14 protein-coding genes are annotated in these 15,290 nt (G+C 48.2%); 8 read left to right on the top strand and 6 right to left on the bottom strand.

The window, feature by feature from the left end; all coding sequences use genetic code 11:
- Positions 1–23 precede the first annotated feature (23 nt).
- On the bottom strand, positions 24–755 hold the full coding sequence (locus AC2YIT_RS21955) for an SIMPL domain-containing protein (protein WP_430850795.1): 732 nt from the start codon (positions 753–755) through the stop codon (positions 24–26).
- A 228-nt stretch (positions 756–983) separates the two neighbouring features.
- Positions 984–1,418 (bottom strand): MarR family winged helix-turn-helix transcriptional regulator, encoded by a 435-nt coding sequence (locus AC2YIT_RS21950; protein ID WP_223406403.1) that lies wholly within the window; start codon positions 1,416–1,418, stop codon positions 984–986.
- A 247-nt stretch (positions 1,419–1,665) separates the two neighbouring features.
- Here AC2YIT_RS21950 and AC2YIT_RS21945 point away from each other — a divergent pair, with 247 nt between their 5' ends.
- The 3 genes from AC2YIT_RS21945 to AC2YIT_RS21935 all read left to right on the top strand — a co-directional run bounded on the left by AC2YIT_RS21945 (position 1,666) and on the right by AC2YIT_RS21935 (position 4,946).
- On the top strand, positions 1,666–3,534 hold the full coding sequence (locus AC2YIT_RS21945; protein ID WP_487280606.1) for a M12 family metallo-peptidase: 1,869 nt from the start codon (positions 1,666–1,668) through the stop codon (positions 3,532–3,534).
- 398 nt (positions 3,535–3,932) lie between these two features.
- Positions 3,933–4,175, top strand: a complete 243-nt coding sequence (locus AC2YIT_RS21940; RefSeq protein ID WP_487280605.1) for a hypothetical protein — start codon at positions 3,933–3,935, stop codon at positions 4,173–4,175.
- A 144-nt stretch (positions 4,176–4,319) separates the two neighbouring features.
- Positions 4,320–4,946: a hypothetical protein gene (locus AC2YIT_RS21935; protein WP_430850789.1), complete on the top strand. Its 627-nt coding sequence runs from the start codon at positions 4,320–4,322 to the stop codon at positions 4,944–4,946.
- Between the two features lie 74 nt (positions 4,947–5,020).
- Here AC2YIT_RS21935 and AC2YIT_RS21930 read toward each other — a convergent pair whose 3' ends face one another.
- The 3 genes from AC2YIT_RS21930 to rpsU form a co-directional block, all read right to left on the bottom strand.
- Positions 5,021–7,603 (bottom strand): phosphoenolpyruvate carboxylase, encoded by a 2,583-nt coding sequence (locus AC2YIT_RS21930; protein WP_430850787.1) that lies wholly within the window; start codon positions 7,601–7,603, stop codon positions 5,021–5,023.
- 66 nt (positions 7,604–7,669) lie between these two features.
- Positions 7,670–8,542, bottom strand: coding sequence for a phage lytic cycle repressor MrpR family protein (locus AC2YIT_RS21925; protein ID WP_487280604.1), 873 nt, complete (start codon positions 8,540–8,542; stop codon positions 7,670–7,672).
- A gap of 106 nt (positions 8,543–8,648) precedes the next feature.
- Positions 8,649–8,843, bottom strand: coding sequence for a 30S ribosomal protein S21 (gene rpsU / locus AC2YIT_RS21920; RefSeq protein WP_015813375.1), 195 nt, complete (start codon positions 8,841–8,843; stop codon positions 8,649–8,651).
- 157 nt (positions 8,844–9,000) lie between these two features.
- Between rpsU and AC2YIT_RS21915 the strand changes: the two genes are divergently transcribed.
- The 5 genes from AC2YIT_RS21915 (at position 9,001) to AC2YIT_RS21895 (ending at position 14,005) form a co-directional block, all read left to right on the top strand.
- Positions 9,001–9,936: a Ppx/GppA phosphatase family protein gene (locus AC2YIT_RS21915; RefSeq protein ID WP_487280603.1), complete on the top strand. Its 936-nt coding sequence runs from the start codon at positions 9,001–9,003 to the stop codon at positions 9,934–9,936.
- Positions 9,937–10,000: 64 nt separating this feature from the next.
- Positions 10,001–12,571: a zinc-dependent metalloprotease gene (locus AC2YIT_RS21910; protein ID WP_487280602.1), complete on the top strand. Its 2,571-nt coding sequence runs from the start codon at positions 10,001–10,003 to the stop codon at positions 12,569–12,571.
- A gap of 60 nt (positions 12,572–12,631) precedes the next feature.
- Entirely contained in the window at positions 12,632–13,306 is a 675-nt protein-coding gene (locus AC2YIT_RS21905) for a peptidoglycan DD-metalloendopeptidase family protein (RefSeq protein ID WP_487280601.1), read from the top strand.
- A gap of 42 nt (positions 13,307–13,348) precedes the next feature.
- Positions 13,349–13,555: a DUF6364 family protein gene (locus tag AC2YIT_RS21900; RefSeq protein WP_487280600.1), complete on the top strand. Its 207-nt coding sequence runs from the start codon at positions 13,349–13,351 to the stop codon at positions 13,553–13,555.
- 30 nt (positions 13,556–13,585) lie between these two features.
- The gene (locus AC2YIT_RS21895) at positions 13,586–14,005 is read left to right on the top strand and encodes a type II toxin-antitoxin system VapC family toxin (RefSeq protein ID WP_487280599.1); all 420 of its coding nucleotides are present in this window, start codon (positions 13,586–13,588) and stop codon (positions 14,003–14,005) included.
- 6 nt (positions 14,006–14,011) lie between these two features.
- On the opposite strand, the gene AC2YIT_RS21890 is transcribed toward AC2YIT_RS21895, so the two are convergent.
- A complete protein-coding gene (locus tag AC2YIT_RS21890; RefSeq protein ID WP_430850773.1) occupies positions 14,012–15,250 on the bottom strand; it encodes an MFS transporter in 1,239 nt (412 codons plus the stop codon).
- Between the last annotated feature and the right edge of the window lie 40 nt (positions 15,251–15,290).

Below are 15,290 nucleotides of genomic sequence, written 5' to 3'. Positions count from 1 at the left end.
AGGGAGTTTATGCGTGAAACAGCCTATTTGATCTCAAATGCAGCCTGCATACGATAACTGATCTTGATTTTTTGATACTGCACATCGCTGTCCTGAACGGCATCCGCAGCTTCCGCCGCAAAGGCACGCACATTGGCTTTGGCAAATACAGGCTGCGGGAAGTACAGGTTTTCGTCCAATTCTTTGATCGACAATACCTTACCCAACTTTTGATCGAGCGACGCCACAAGGTACTCCGCTTTCACTTTGGCCGCTTTCAATGCGTCGATTTTCACCTGCTTCTTGAACTCCTCGCGTTTCGAGTGATCTACCCGCGCAACGTTCGCATACTGCACGCCACGGCTTTCAACCTTCGACAAAATGCCATCCAGCTTTTCGGCGCTCGATACTTTCAACTCATATTGCTTCGCTTCGAGGAAAGTAGCCGGCTTTTTTTTCTTATCCACATAATTCTGATATCCTCCTACTCCACTGATCGACAATGCCTCCTTCGGCAAACCGGCATCTGCCACCGCCTTGATCAGCTGCTTTTCGAGCGTCGAAATGTTGACCTTGTCTTTCTGGTTTTTCTCGTCCTGAAAATACTCACGAAGCGAGATGTTGAAATAAATTTCATCGGGCACAACCTCCATTTCGGCAAAACCCGCCACTTCTATATTAGGTACTTGAACTAACTGTTCTGTTTTGACTTGTGAAAACGCAGGATTAATGAGTGATGAAGTAATGAGAGCGCCGAGCAAAAAATACTTTTTCATGGCCTTAAAAATGGATATAAATGAAACTGATATTACCGGAACAGCTCCTTTCAAACCTGCTGGTTTCGGAACCGTTCTATGGTTTAGATACAAAAACATACCGAAAGGTTTAACCGGATGCTCGTGCAAATGCCCCGGTAATCCGACACTTCTACACAAAAAAAGTGGAAGAACGACGTAAGAAGCTGTCATTCTTCCACTTAATGGCTTTGTAAAAATTTTGTCAAATCAGGTAAAATTTTGGTAAATGGAGTCCATGATCCGTACGAAATGCTGGTAATCGGAGTCGCTCAGACTGCCCCAGCCTTTGCGACGGATGTCGGCTACGATCGGGAACGCCTGGTTATAGATAGCCTCTCCGTTTTTGGTCAGAAACAGGTTGAATTTACGACGGTCCCCCGCTGCCGGCCCGCGCTCAACCATCCCTTTTTTTTCCAGCAAATCGATAATCCTCGTCACCGTAGGAGGATCCTTGAAAGTCATTTCCGCCAGCTCATTCTGGCTGATGCCTTGCTTTCTAAAGATATGGTCAATAAGTACCCATTGATCGACCGTGAGGTCAAAACCCGCCTCAGTCAGCTGCTTTTGTAAGGCATTACGAATCTTTTTGATAGTCGTATCTATCTTGAAAAAATAGGCACGATGATCCGACTGGTGTGTCATGATGTGGAAGTAAATAGGATTGGAATGATTGAGTATTATCAAATATAAGCCTGTGCAACAATTCGTCTACTAATAATTGTGAGAAAAAGTTTGAGGGAAAGTTGATGTTGATAATTGGTTTTAGCCTGTCATCCTCCATCATCGACCGGAGGATGGTTCGCAGCCGAAACACTTTTTAGGCAGCAGAAATAGTGCAAGATTTCAGCCGAAAAATTACCTCCACGAGCATTGTTTAACTATTTCTGCTATGCGAAAACTACTTTACACTTTCATCCGAACTGGCCTATTCACAGTCATCTCGTGCATCGGCCTCTCCCTCCAAGCGCAGGACACGCCGTTTATTCAATCGGTATCTGCCGACCAGATCCCGGATTCGCCCGAAATGGCTGCATACCGCGAACGTTTACGAAAAAATCCGGATATCACAGGCTATCATTTCGTCAAGCTCAACGCATTGGCAACTTCGCAAAAAGACGGCATTCTGGTGCTTCACATTCCCGGCGGCCCAATTATTACCGCTACCGCCAGCCATGTGAAATACGAATCTGCCAGTGAATACGAATGGATCGGAAAAACCGATGATGACCGGGGCACTGTGATTATTGTATCGAGGGCTGGTCGTGTGTGTGCGCACATATCTACACCTGCGGGTGTGTATGAAGTATTTCCCGCGCCGGGAGGACTGTATTGCCTGCAAATCGTCGATCCTGAGAAGGCATGGGACGTTGGCTGCGCCACGACCTCCTCTCCCAATTCAAAGCCCGATAACGGGCGAATGGCAGCCATTGAACCAGCTGTTAAGCAAGACGACAATGCGAATGCGAAAATGCAGCCTTGCCAGGCGTTGACGTATCCGAGAGTGCTGGTACTGTATACGCCAAAGGCTTTGACGCTAGCGAGCAACCTTACGAATCTGACAGACCACGTAAACCTGTCCATTTCGCAGTTCAACAGCTGCATTTACAATAGCGGGATTACAAGCGCTGCGGCTTTGGTACTGGCGGGGATTGCGCCATTGAACTTAACAGAAACTGAGTCTATTACAAACGACCTCAATAGTCTGGTAGGTAACGCAACAGCACAAAGTCTTAGAAATCAATACCAGGCTGATCTTGTAGTACTTTTGACGGACTCCTACTACCAAGATGGTGATACTAGGGGCAAGTCTCAGACTGTCACATTAGTAAATTCGAACTCCTATTCAATTGTTGAACTCTGGTGTGCAACTTCTCATAAGACGTTCGCTCACGAAGTGGGCCATTTATACGGATGCCGTCACGAAGATGACAATACGGCCCTACCATCCTATGCCAAAGGCTACAAAATCAAAGTCCTAGGATTTACCGTCGACAGAACAATGATGGTCGGTAATGGCATCTCTGCTGACCATGCCAAGAATAGGTTGTTGAACTTTTCAAATCCAAATATTCAGGTGAGTGGGAGGGCAACCGGTACGAACGATGAAAACAATGCCCAAAGAATTACAGAATCTCACCCGATCGTAGGCGCATTCAGGCCAGACCCTGCTAATCCGTTGAATGCTTTTGTGGATGGCCCCACATGGGTAAGCAGCCCGGGCGGGAAAAACTATGAGTTGTATTATAGCTGCGGGTCTGCGCCATACACTTTTAGCTGGCAATACAGTTATGACGGTGTCAATTACACGCTTTCCAATACCACGACAGACATGTTTACATGGTATTTCTCTCAAAGTCAAAAGATTTACCTTAAAGGCACGGTTACTTCTAACGGCCAGTCTGCAACGGCATACATTACTGTAACTGCCCAATTACCTGCTAATCCCTATAAGGTTTCTGTCGCAGGAAATGACACCGTTGCGCAGCAACCCGAGCTACCTCACCTAATTGCCACTCCCAACCCTGCAGATGATCTGATTAACGTTTCCTATAATCTCCAATCTGATACTCAAGTCAGACTGGATGTGTTGGACCAATCAGGAAAGGTTATCGAAATACTGAAAGACGACAAGGCATTAAATCGTAAAGGCCGCTATTCATTTAAAATGAAAAGTAAAGATCTATCCGTTGGCACCTATGTCATTCGCCTGATTACTAGTCAGGGAATCACAACTTGCCGGGTGATCATCACAAAATAGCCCTTGTCAAATGAAGTGCTTAATAACTATATGTCTAACACTTGGGATTGCGATATTGTCGGCGGGTTGTAAACTCACCAACGAGCTCATTGACAATGTCGGCCCTCTCCCACGCCTGCCAAATTGGGGTTATCTGACAGCTGATATGAATGGTAGTGATTGGAGTAAAAGCTATAAAAATGCCTATCAGGTTACACATGGGATCGTTAGCTATCGGGATGAACCGCAAGGTATATCCTATGGCTTAATTTCGATACTATACACATCGGAAGGCTATGACCGCCAACATCTGCTATTTCAAAACATCCCATTCTCTCCAAAAACAGGCCGGCACAAACTTGTGTCATGCAAACCCTACGCGGGCTGCGAATCCAGCGACAAACCCGAGGTTGCACTGTTTGAACTCCTCAGCGACGGCGACGTTGCCGGGGACTTCTTCTATACCGTCGACTTCCGAAGATAACTACATCCAAATCGACAGCTACAATGCCAAAACGCAAGAAATAAAAGGAAGTTTTCAGCTCACATTGGCCAATGCCAGGATATCCCGATCATCCGATGTATTGCCCGATACCCTGCGTCTTCGAAACGGCCGGTTTCATACCAGGATTATCGAATACAAAGGTAGGGATGGCGGATAGGTGCGTGGCGGAGAATCTCACTGCCCGATATGCACCGATTCACCGAGGGGCGCTTTCACACAAAGGTGATTATCGGTGTTACGCTCGATAACCGTGTGTACATATTTTTAATCTGGGCCTGACAAAACGAAACTTTGAAAGAGAATGAACCGTCTACTAACTATTTACATATCGCTTGGAATTACTACAATACTATTTAGTTGTAAAATCACGGACGCAATCATCGATACCGCAGGGCCGCTCCCGCGCCTGCCTAACTGGGGCTATCTAACAGCCGATATGAACGGGGCAGATTGGAGCAAAACATATAAAAACGCCTACCAGGTTACACATGGCTCAACTAATTATGCCGATAACCCCAAGGGCGTTTTCTACACATTAACCTCGATACTGTATTCACCGGAAGGTTATAATCGTCAAGAGCTGTTATTTCAAAAAATCCCGTTTTTTCCGATGCCGGGGCGACATAAAGTTGCGTCATGCAATTCTTACGCAGGCTGCGAATCCAGCGACAAACCCCAGGTCGCTTTGTTTGAATCACTCAGCGACGGCGACGTTGCCGGGGACTTCTTCTATACTGTCGACTCCGAAGATAACTACATCCAAATCGATAGCTACAATGCCAAAACGCAAGAAATAAAAGGAAGTTTTCAGCTCACATTGGCCAATGCCCGGATACCCCGGTCATCCGATGTATTGCCCGATACCCTACGCTTCCGCAACGGCCGGTTTCACACGAAAATTATCCGATACAAAGCAAGAGGCGAGTGAAAAACCAATGACCATAAAACAAAATGAGCCGGGCACAGACCCGGCTCAGGAAATATATAGCTTTGGGAAAATCCTTATGCCGAATTCCGCGCCGCGTTGATGATCCCGAACATCGCCCGGATAATCAGCTGGTTGTAAGTCTCTACATCCACGGGCAAGTCCTTCGGATCGCCGGCGAGCATTTGCAATGCATATTGCTGTATAGTGATCAATGGCAATACGATGCGTTCACGGGTTTTGATGGAAACCTTGGTGACATTGTTGCTGTCGAGCAGCTCCTTCTGACCCGAAACTTCCAGCAGAAGTTCACGGGTGAGCAAAAATTCCTCGTACATTTTGTCCCAGAACTCCCGGTATTCTTCCTCATCGCGGAGGTATTTGGTGGCAGGGAAAAATGCCTTCGAAAGCGACTGCATCGAGTTTTCGATCAATGTCCGGAAGAAAAGCGATTTCTGGTAAAGCTTCTTGATATCCTCGATCTTGTTCTGTTTCGCCAGTTCGCGGATAGCTGTCCCGAAACCGTAGAAGCCCGGCACATTCTGCTTCATCTGCGCCCATGAGCCCACGAACGGGATCGCACGCAAATCCTCAAATTTCAAACCTTCGTCATCGTTACCGCGTTTGGTCGGGCGACTGCCGATGTTGGTTTGCCCGTAAAAGCGCAATGGCGTCTTTTTATCGAGGTATTTGACAAACATCGGGTGGTTTTTCAGGTCCAGGTAGGAATTATAGGCGATTTCCGCCATTTCCTCGATCAGATCCTTGTCGGCGTCGGTCAACTCATCGTCGCGGTGACCTTTGAAAAGGTGATTTTCGAGGCCGGCAGTGAACAGCCTTTCCAGGTTATACATCGCCGTCGTAACGGTACCATAGTTGGAACTGATGGTCTGCCCCTGAACGGTCAGCTGGATTTCCTTATCCTCAATATCCTTACCGAGCGACGAGTAAAAGTTATGGTTATTGCCGCCACCGCGTGCAGGAGGTCCTCCACGACCGTCGAAGAACGTCACTTTGATGCCGAACTCACGCGATACTTTGGTCAGCTCTTCCTTAGCCCGGTAGATCGACCAGTTGGCACGCAGGTAGCCGCCGTCTTTGGTACCATCCGAGAAGCCCACCATGATCGTCTGGTGATTCTCGCGGTTGGCGAGGTGGTTGCGGTAATATTCATTTTCGTACAGCGTCCGCATGATGCCCGGTGCATTAGCCAGATCGTCCACGGTTTCAAAAAGCGGTACGACATCAAGCGCCAGCTTGCCTTCTTCGTCTGCAATCAGGTTTTTGGCCAGTGCCACCACTTGCATTACATTCAATGCGGAAGTGTTGTTACTAATCACATACCGATGTGCACCTTTTTCGCCATTCTTTTGCTGGATCGTTTTGATCGCGCGGATTGACCCGAGAATGTCTTTCGTCAATTCGTCCTCATAATCTTCGTCACGAAGCGGTATATTCAGCGAGAGCAGCAAATCGATCTTTTTCGCCTCATCCCAGCTCTGGTAGTCGCTATATTTCAGGAGCGGGATTTTCTTTTCAAGCCTTTTCAGGATATCCTCCCAGGCCTTTCCGTGCTTTCGGCTGTCCTGACGGACGTCGAGGCTTGCAAAGAAGAACCCGAAGAGATTGAGTTTCAGGATAAAATTATCCAGCAATTCCACGAAAAGGCCCTGGTGCTTGTTCACCAGCACTTCACGTGCTTTCAATAATTCGTCGATCAGCTCCTGAGCACTTCCATAGCCTTCCTCAAACGGCCCGAAAATAGTGCTGTTCATCTTCTTCTCCGCGAGCGAAATCGCATCGTCCACTCCTTTGAATGTAAGGCGACGTTTCAATTGGCGAATATCACGGTAGTAACCCCGCAAAAGCGTCTCGCGCAGGCGATCGGCGACTTTCAATGTGATTTCGGGATTCACGAACGGGTTGCCATCGCGGTCGCCGCCCGGCCAGAAGCCCAGACGGAACACATTCGGGTAAGGCCAGTCGTGCACACTCATTCCCAAGCCGTTAATCAACTTTTCAAGAATGGAAGGGATCGCATCATAATACACGTTTTCAAGGAACCAGCACAAGCTCACCGCTTCATCGAACGGCGTAGGTTTTTCGTGATTAATGAATGCCGTTTTCCCCAGCTGCAACAGCAACTGGTTTACCTCTGTAAAGTCGTTGGCCTTGATCGCATCTTCCAGGTCATTGATAATGCCCAGCACTTTGCCTGAATAAAATTGGGTCGGGTGGGCGGTCAGCACGATGCGTACGCTGAAGTCTTCCAGTTTGGCGAGCAGTTTCTTTTTCAGCTCATCGCTTTCCAGCCGTTCGGTCAGGTAAGTTACCGAGCCTTTGCCGGTCAGATCGTGGGTCTCGTCGAAGGCCGCATCTTCCACCGAGTCGAAAAGCACGACCTGGCGCTCTATGTATTGGATAAATGCAAAAAGCAGATCCGCACGTTCCTTGGGAGTAGCTGTTTCCAGGAGCTCTGAAAAAAAATGCTCGATGATTTCTTTGGGAGATTTGCCTTCCTGAAAGCCAATCTCACTTTGCTGAGTCAGTATCGGAAGCAAGGAGCCTGTTTGGAATATACCGCGGTAGGGTAAGCTCAGAAACAGGCTATTAAAAATATTATACTTCGTTACAACTGCGTCCTGGAAACTATTATTCATAATGGAGTGACGAAATTATATTTTGAAATTTGCACTGAAGGCAAATATAACCTTAAAAAATGGGTTTCAGGCTTTGGGATGCGCTTGTTGATGCGATTTTTTAAGCTTTTCGATCGAGTTATGCGTGTAAATCTGTGTTGCAGCGAGGTTGGCATGGCCCAATAACTCTTTGATCGCATTGAGATCGGCACCGCGGTTGAGCAAATGCGTCGCGTACGTGTGCCTGAGCACGTGCGGGCTCTTCTGCGAGAGCGTGGTAACGGCCGAAAGGTATTGTTTCACCTTCCGCTGCACAAAAACCGGGTAAACAGCTTTATTTGAATCGGTTAGCAGTAAAACATCGGTATCCTCTTCCGGCGCACGCTGTTCTATATATCTTTCAAGTAATTGTGCCAAAGAAGTGGAGACCGGCACAATCCGTTCCTTCGATCGCTTTCCAAAGACCCGAATCGTACGGGCAGGTAAGTTGAGGTCTTTTAATTCCAACTCCACCAGTTCCGAAAGCCTGATCCCGCTGCCATAGAGCAGTTCCATAATCACCCTGTCTCGCAGCCCTTCGAAATCATCGGCGAATGTACCCTCTTCAAAAAGCATTTCCATCGATTTCTCCTCCACAAAGGCAGGCAGCTTCTTACGCGCTTTCAAAGCCGACAGGATTTTCGTCGGGTCACTGTCAATATGCTTTTTCTTTCTTAAATACCCGTAAAAAGTTCGGAGCGCAGCAATTTTCCGGTTGATTGACGAAGGGTTAAGCCCCTCCTCCATCAAACTCACGACCCACGACCGCAGCATAGGCGCTTTGGCCATTTCGGGCTCGGTACAATCGTATTGAAAAAGGAGGTATTTCTGAAATTGTTCGAGATCAGTCTGATACGATTTGATGGTATGCGCACTGGAGCGCTTTTCGAATTGGAGGAATTCCAGAAACGGCTTTATCATAACCCTAACATACGAAAAGGAGCTATCTTATTCAAGACAGCTCCTCTTGTATGATATGGATACAATAATCCTATAGAAGTCTTTCAGAGAACCATTCCGTGAGGAACTAGTCTTCTAAATGACCGTAAGTTTTCTCTTTGTAAACTGCACGCAAAACTTCGAAACGACGCTTAACAGATGGTTTTTCGAAAGCTGTACGGGCACGAAGCTCACGCATTGTACCAGTTCTTTCAAATTTCTTCTTGTAACGCTTAAGAGCGCGATCAATCGATTCGTTGTCTTTAATGTTAATAATAAGCATGCTTATAATTTCTAATGTTCTTTGAATTGGTTTCTGAAATCGGACTGCAAAGAAAAACTATATCCAACAGAAAATCAAGAAATAAGTCGTTAAAATTCGTTTATTTTTGTATCCATTGCATTGAAACACTAGTCATTAACAGATTAAACAGCCCCATATGAGTTCCAGACTGGGAATAATTGATTTAGGCACCAACACATTTCACCTGCTGATCGCGGAGCCTAACGGCGCTCATTTTAAGACTGTTTTCCACGAAAGCAGGCCCGCCAGGATCGGCCTGGGAGGTATCAACAAACGCGTGATCACACCCGAAGCGCAGGACCGCGCGCTTGCCGTCCTCTCCTATTTCCGCGAAAAGCTGGATTCTTTTGAGGTAATGCCTGAAAAAACATTCGCATTCGGCACGAGCGCGGTCCGTAATGCGGAAAACCGGCAGGAGTTCTGCTCCGAAATTTTGGAAAAAACGAATATCGAAGTGACGGTTATCGATGGCAACCGCGAGGCAGAGTACATATACTATGGTGTCCGCCGCGGGGCCGACATTGGTGACGCTCCTTCGCTGATCATGGACATCGGTGGCGGGAGCGTGGAATTTATCATCGGGAACCGCTCGCAAATCTTTTGGAAGCAAAGCTTCGAAATCGGCGGACAGCGGCTCATGGAAAAATTCATGCGGAACGACCCGCTTTCCCAGGCCGATCGCCGGGCACTTTACAATCACTTCGACGAAAACCTGATCCCGCTCGCGAATGCAATACATCAATATGCCCCGGAAAAGCTCGTGGGCTCGTCAGGGACATTCGATACCCTTGTGGATATGGACTTCCATTTCCGCACCGGCGACTGGCCGCCGCCAGTCCAAACGGATTTTAACATTCCACTGGAAGAATTTTACCGTGCTTATGCCCTCATCCTCTCCGGCAACCACGACGAACGCATGGCGATCCCCGGTATGATCGAATTGCGCGTGGACATGATTGTCGTGGCCGTCTGCCTGATCGACTACGTACTGAAAACGCATGGTATCCGGCAAATCCAGGTTTCTAAATATGCCCTCAAAGAAGGCGTTTTGGCCGAATTGATGGCCAGATAACCCCCTAACCTCTCATTTAAATACACCTTTATACTTTATCCCAAAAACCAACTCTATGAGATTAATGCGTTACCTTCTCCTCGCGGCGCTGGCATTCGTGTACACGCACGACGCGCATGCGCAACGAAAGAAAAAGAAAGACAAACAGGAAGACGTCAAAATCGACAAGGCCGTCGACGCGGTTGCCTCCGCAGTGAAAGACAAGCTGAAAGACGACAAAAAGAAAGGCCCGAAAGCGTTCAAGGAACTCATCGACAGCACCAATGCCATTAGCCAGAAAGGCATGATCTCGGTCCACAAGGTGGATGACAAATGGTATTTCGAAATTCCCGATTCGCTTCTGAACCGCGATATTATGGCGGTGACCCGCTATTCCAAAACCGCAGCGGGTGGTGGTATTTTTGGGGGTGAGGAAGTGAACCGGCAAATGATCCGTTGGGAACGGGGAATGGATAACAATCTGCTATTGCGGTCGGTAACGATTGTCGTGACAAGCCCAGATAGCACCAAGCCTATTTTCCAGGCCGTCAAAAACTCCAATTCCGACCCTATTATCGGTGTTTTCGACATTAAGGCAATCAAAAAAGAGCCTGAGAAATCCTCGGTAGTTGATGTGACTGAATTCTTCAACTCCGATAACCAGGTGTTTTCATTGAGTTCTGTGAGCAAACAGCTCCTGAAACTGGCCGCATTCAAGAAAGAAGCATCTTTCATTTCCAAAATCAGTACCTATCCGATCAATACGGAGATCCGGACGATCAAAACTTTCAACGTAACGCCTCAGCTGCTGACGCCTACGCCAACGCCTTCGATCGGCCAATACCTGCCATCCGGCCTGGACGCGGGTGTCGTGACATTTGAAATGAACTCCTCGCTGATCCTGCTGCCGAAAGCGCCGATGAAAAAACGCATTTTCGATAGCCGTGTAGGCTATTTTGCCAATCAATACGCCACTTTCGGTGAAGAATCGCAGCGTTCCGACACCGAAGTTTTCGCGGTAAGATGGCGCCTCGAACCCAAGAATGCCGAAGATGCCCGCAAACAAAAAAACGGCGAGCTGATCGAGCCTAAAAAGCCGATCGTTTACTACATCGACCCGGCTACACCTGAAAAATGGCGCAAGTACCTGAAAGCGGGTGTCGATGACTGGCAGGTTGCATTTGAGAAAGCCGGCTGGAAAAACGCGATCCGCGGCGAGTACTGGCCGGAAGGGGATACCACTATGAGCCTCGAAGATGCCCGCTACTCGGTGATCCGCTATTTCGCGGCCGACATTCAGAATGCTTACGGGCCTAACGTACACGACCCGCGCAGCGGCGAGATCCTCGAAAGCCACATCGGCTGGTACCATAATGTGATGCGCCTGCTCCGCAACTGGTACATTATTCAGGCTGCGGCTGTGGACCCGAAAGCGCGTACCAAGAAGTTTGATGATGAATTGATGGGGCAGCTGGTCCGCTTTGTGTCTTCTCACGAAATCGGTCATACCCTTGGCCTACGTCACAATATGGGTGCCAGCTCAGCCACGCCCGTCGAAAAACTGCGCGATAAGGCCTGGATTGCTGAACACGGGCATACTTCGTCCATCATGGACTATGCACGTTTCAACTACGTAGCACAGCCTGAGGACGGCATTACCGACCTCTTTCCGCGCATCGGCGACTACGACAAATGGGCCATTCAATGGGGTTACAGCAATTTCCCCGATGCCAAAGATGCCCAGGCCGAAAAATTGGCGTTGAATACCCTGACCAAAGAGGCCTACAAAGACAACCGCCTGCATTTTGGTACGGAAATCAGCCCTTATGACCCCCGTTACCAGACCGAGGATCTAAGTGACAATGCTATGAAAGCTTCGGAATATGGTATCAAAAACCTGAAACGCATCTTACCGAACCTGATTGAATGGAGCAAGGAAGATGGCGAGAGCTATAAGGAACTGGATGAAATTTACGGCAACGTGGTGACGCAATATCGTCGCTACCTCGGCCATGTGATCAAGAATGTGGGCGGTATTTACGATACGCCGACGACCTACGACATGGAAGGCCCTACTTTTACGACGGTGCCGAAAGCGACCCAAAAAGAAGCCATCGACTTCCTGAATGCCCAGCTTTTCAAAACGCCGACCTGGCTTTTGGACCAGAATATCCTCAACAAAGTGAAGCCCGAAACCGGTATGGAGGCTATTAAAGCTTTGCAAGATTATGCATTGACCTCCCTTTTCGCAGGCGACCGTGCCGTACGGTTGATGGAAACCGGTATTTCAGCCAAATACTACACGCTCGACGATCTTTTTACCGACCTGGAAACGGGGATATGGTCGGAGACCAAAGCCGGAAAGCCGATTGATCTGTACCGCCGGAATTTGCAAAAAGTATACGCTGAAAAGCTGATTTCGTTGCTGAAACCGGGTCGGGCGAATGTTCAGTCTATCCCGGTAGGCATTACCTATGGTTTCTCGACACGTTCGGTGGAACTCGAAAAGACCGATTTACCATCCATCGCGAGGGCGCATTTGGAAAGCCTCAAAACGACGGTGAATGCTGCCATCGCGAAAAGCACCGACAAAAACACGCGTTACCATTTGCAGGATGTGTCGCAAAGAATCAAGCAGGCGCTTGATCCGAAGTAATGTATATGGAACCAGGCAAGTCGGAAACGGCTTGCCTGATTTACTTAAAACCAATTGAATATGCCAGAACTCGCCGAGGTCCTTCATGATCATCCCACATTCTGTGCCGTCATACAGAACAGCAAACCTTACCGGAAGCTGGATTTTACAGCGGACAATGGCGATTTGCTGACGCGCGATTTGTCGGAAACCGCTGATTTCTCCAACTATGTTTTCGGTGAAATGCTTTCTGAAAACACATTCAATGGAATCGGTGGCTATGCCGAAGACCGGGTCATTTACCGGCATCGGAAACATTTCACTGCCAACGCCGAAAAGCCGCGCAGCATTCACCTGGGTGTGGATATTTGGGCAGAGGCTGGGACGCCGCTTTTCGCACCGCTCGACGCGGCGGTGCATAGCTTTGCATTTAACGACCATTACGGAGATTACGGCCCAACCATTATCCTCGCACATAAACTAAGCGGGATAACCTTCTTTACGCTCTACGGGCATTTATCATTAGGCTCATTGGATGGCTTGCACGAAGGCAAAACGATCCACGCCGGAGAACGCTTCGCTGCCATTGGTCCCTATCCCGAAAACGGCGACTGGCCGCCGCATTTGCATTTTCAGGTTATCGGAGATATGGGCCATTACAAAGGTGATTTTCCGGGCGTCTGCAATGCCACGGATCGGGATTACTATCTCAATTTATGTCCTGATCCACAGCTGGTTTTGAGAATAAAAGTTTAAATGTAGTGCGCATATGCGAAAATTTATGCGCATATTCATAGTATGAAAACTCGTTTGAACGTCACAATTGAAGATACTGTTTTAGCGTACATCAAAAATTACGCAGCAGCACGACAAATCAGTGTTTCTCAGATAATTGAGGATCATTTGAAATCTATTGCACAATCAGCTGAACGAAAAAAAATATCCTCGAAGTACTCGACGAAATGGAAGCGCCGATTGGCATACATGCCGATCAGGATCTTGTAAAAGCATATCACGAAGCCCGCAAAGAAAAGTATGGCCACTAGCGTCTTCCTCGATGCGAACATCGTGCTTGATTTTCTCCTGAAAAGAAAAGACTATGAAGATGCGCGGGAAGTAGTATCGCTGGCGCTGGAAAAGAAAATTAAAGCCTTCATTTTACCTTCCATTCTACATATCGTCAGCTATTGGTTGACAAAAGCTTACGGAAGTGCCAAGTCCAAAGATCTCCTATTGCTGTTTCTCTCGGACATCAGTATTGTCGATGCCAATCAGGAAGTCGTAAACCTGGCACTAACCTCTCCGATCGACGACATTGAAGATGCGCTGCAATACTATACCGCGCTTCATCATAAAATTGATTTCTTCATTAGTAGTGATCGGAAATTTCAAAGGCAGGCGCTCACGCTACTGCCGGTTTACAGTCTGCCCCAGTTTTTGAAACTTTTCGCCTAAAACCACTCAGGATTTCCTCTCCAAATTCGGCAAGAACCCGGTTAGTAACCCGATCAGCGGCAGGAACGAGCAAACCCAGAATACGTATTCAATACTCGTCTTGTCAGCCAGCGTGCCAAGAATGGCCGAACCGATACCGGCGATACCGAATGCAAAGCCGAAGAACAGCCCCGCGATCATCCCGACTTTCCCCGGAATCAGCTCCTGCGCGTACACGAGGATAGCCGAGAATGCCGACGATAAGATCAGACCGATAATGCAGCTCAGCACGCCCGTCCAGAACAAATCGACGTAAGGCAGCAGCAATGCAAATGGTGCTGCGCCGAGAATCGAAATCCAGATTACATATTTACGACCGATCCGGTCGCCTACCGGCCCGCCGATGAATGTCCCTGCCGCTACGGCAAACAGGAATGCGAACAGGTAAATCTGCGAGCTCTGTATGGAAACACCGAATTTATCGATCAGGTAAAAGGTGAAATAGCTCGAAATGCTGGCCATATAAATGTATTTCGAGAAAATCAACAGGAGTAAAATACCTATCGAAACGACCACTTTGGATTTGGATAAAGTCGCTTCCTGCTTCACAGCGCTGGCGGATTTTTTTACAACCGTCGCCAGGTTTTGCTTGTACCACCCGCCTACCCACGAAAGGATAACGATTGCCAGCAATGCCACGAGTGAAAACCAGATCACCTGGAATCGCCCGTAAGGCAATAATATCAATGCCGCCAGCAGTGGTCCGAGCGAACTACCTGCATTGCCACCGACCTGAAAAAGTGATTGTGCCATCCCATGCTTGCCTCCCGACGCCATGCGCGCCACGCGTGAAGCCTCCGGATGGAACACCGCCGAACCAATACCGATCAGGCCCACTGAAAGTAACACAATATGAAAACTGTTCGCTAAGGACAGCGATACAAGCCCCAGCAATGTAAAGCACATCCCGACTGCCAATGCATAAGGTTGCGGCCTTTTGTCTGTAAATGACCCCACCAGCGGCTGGAATACAGATGCGCTTACCTGAAATGTAAATGTAATAAGCCCTATCTGCGAAAAGCTTAGGTTGAACGAATCCTTGACCATCGGGTAAATCGACGGAATGAGGGATTGCATCGTGTCGTTCAGCAAGTGGGAGAAACTCAGTGCCAGAAGAATTGGAAATACCGTCTGAGAGGCGGGAACCGAGGCCGTGGACACGGCGGCGGAGGAATCCGCGGATGAACTTTGGTCGAAACTTTTCATGGGCATTCAAAATATCCCCGACCTCCTGTTTATGGAAGTC

This window comes from Dyadobacter sp. SRI_021, from assembly GCF_057586235.1.
Note: the sequence above shows the minus strand (reverse complement) of the source record. Positions and strands in the feature narration are given on the sequence as shown.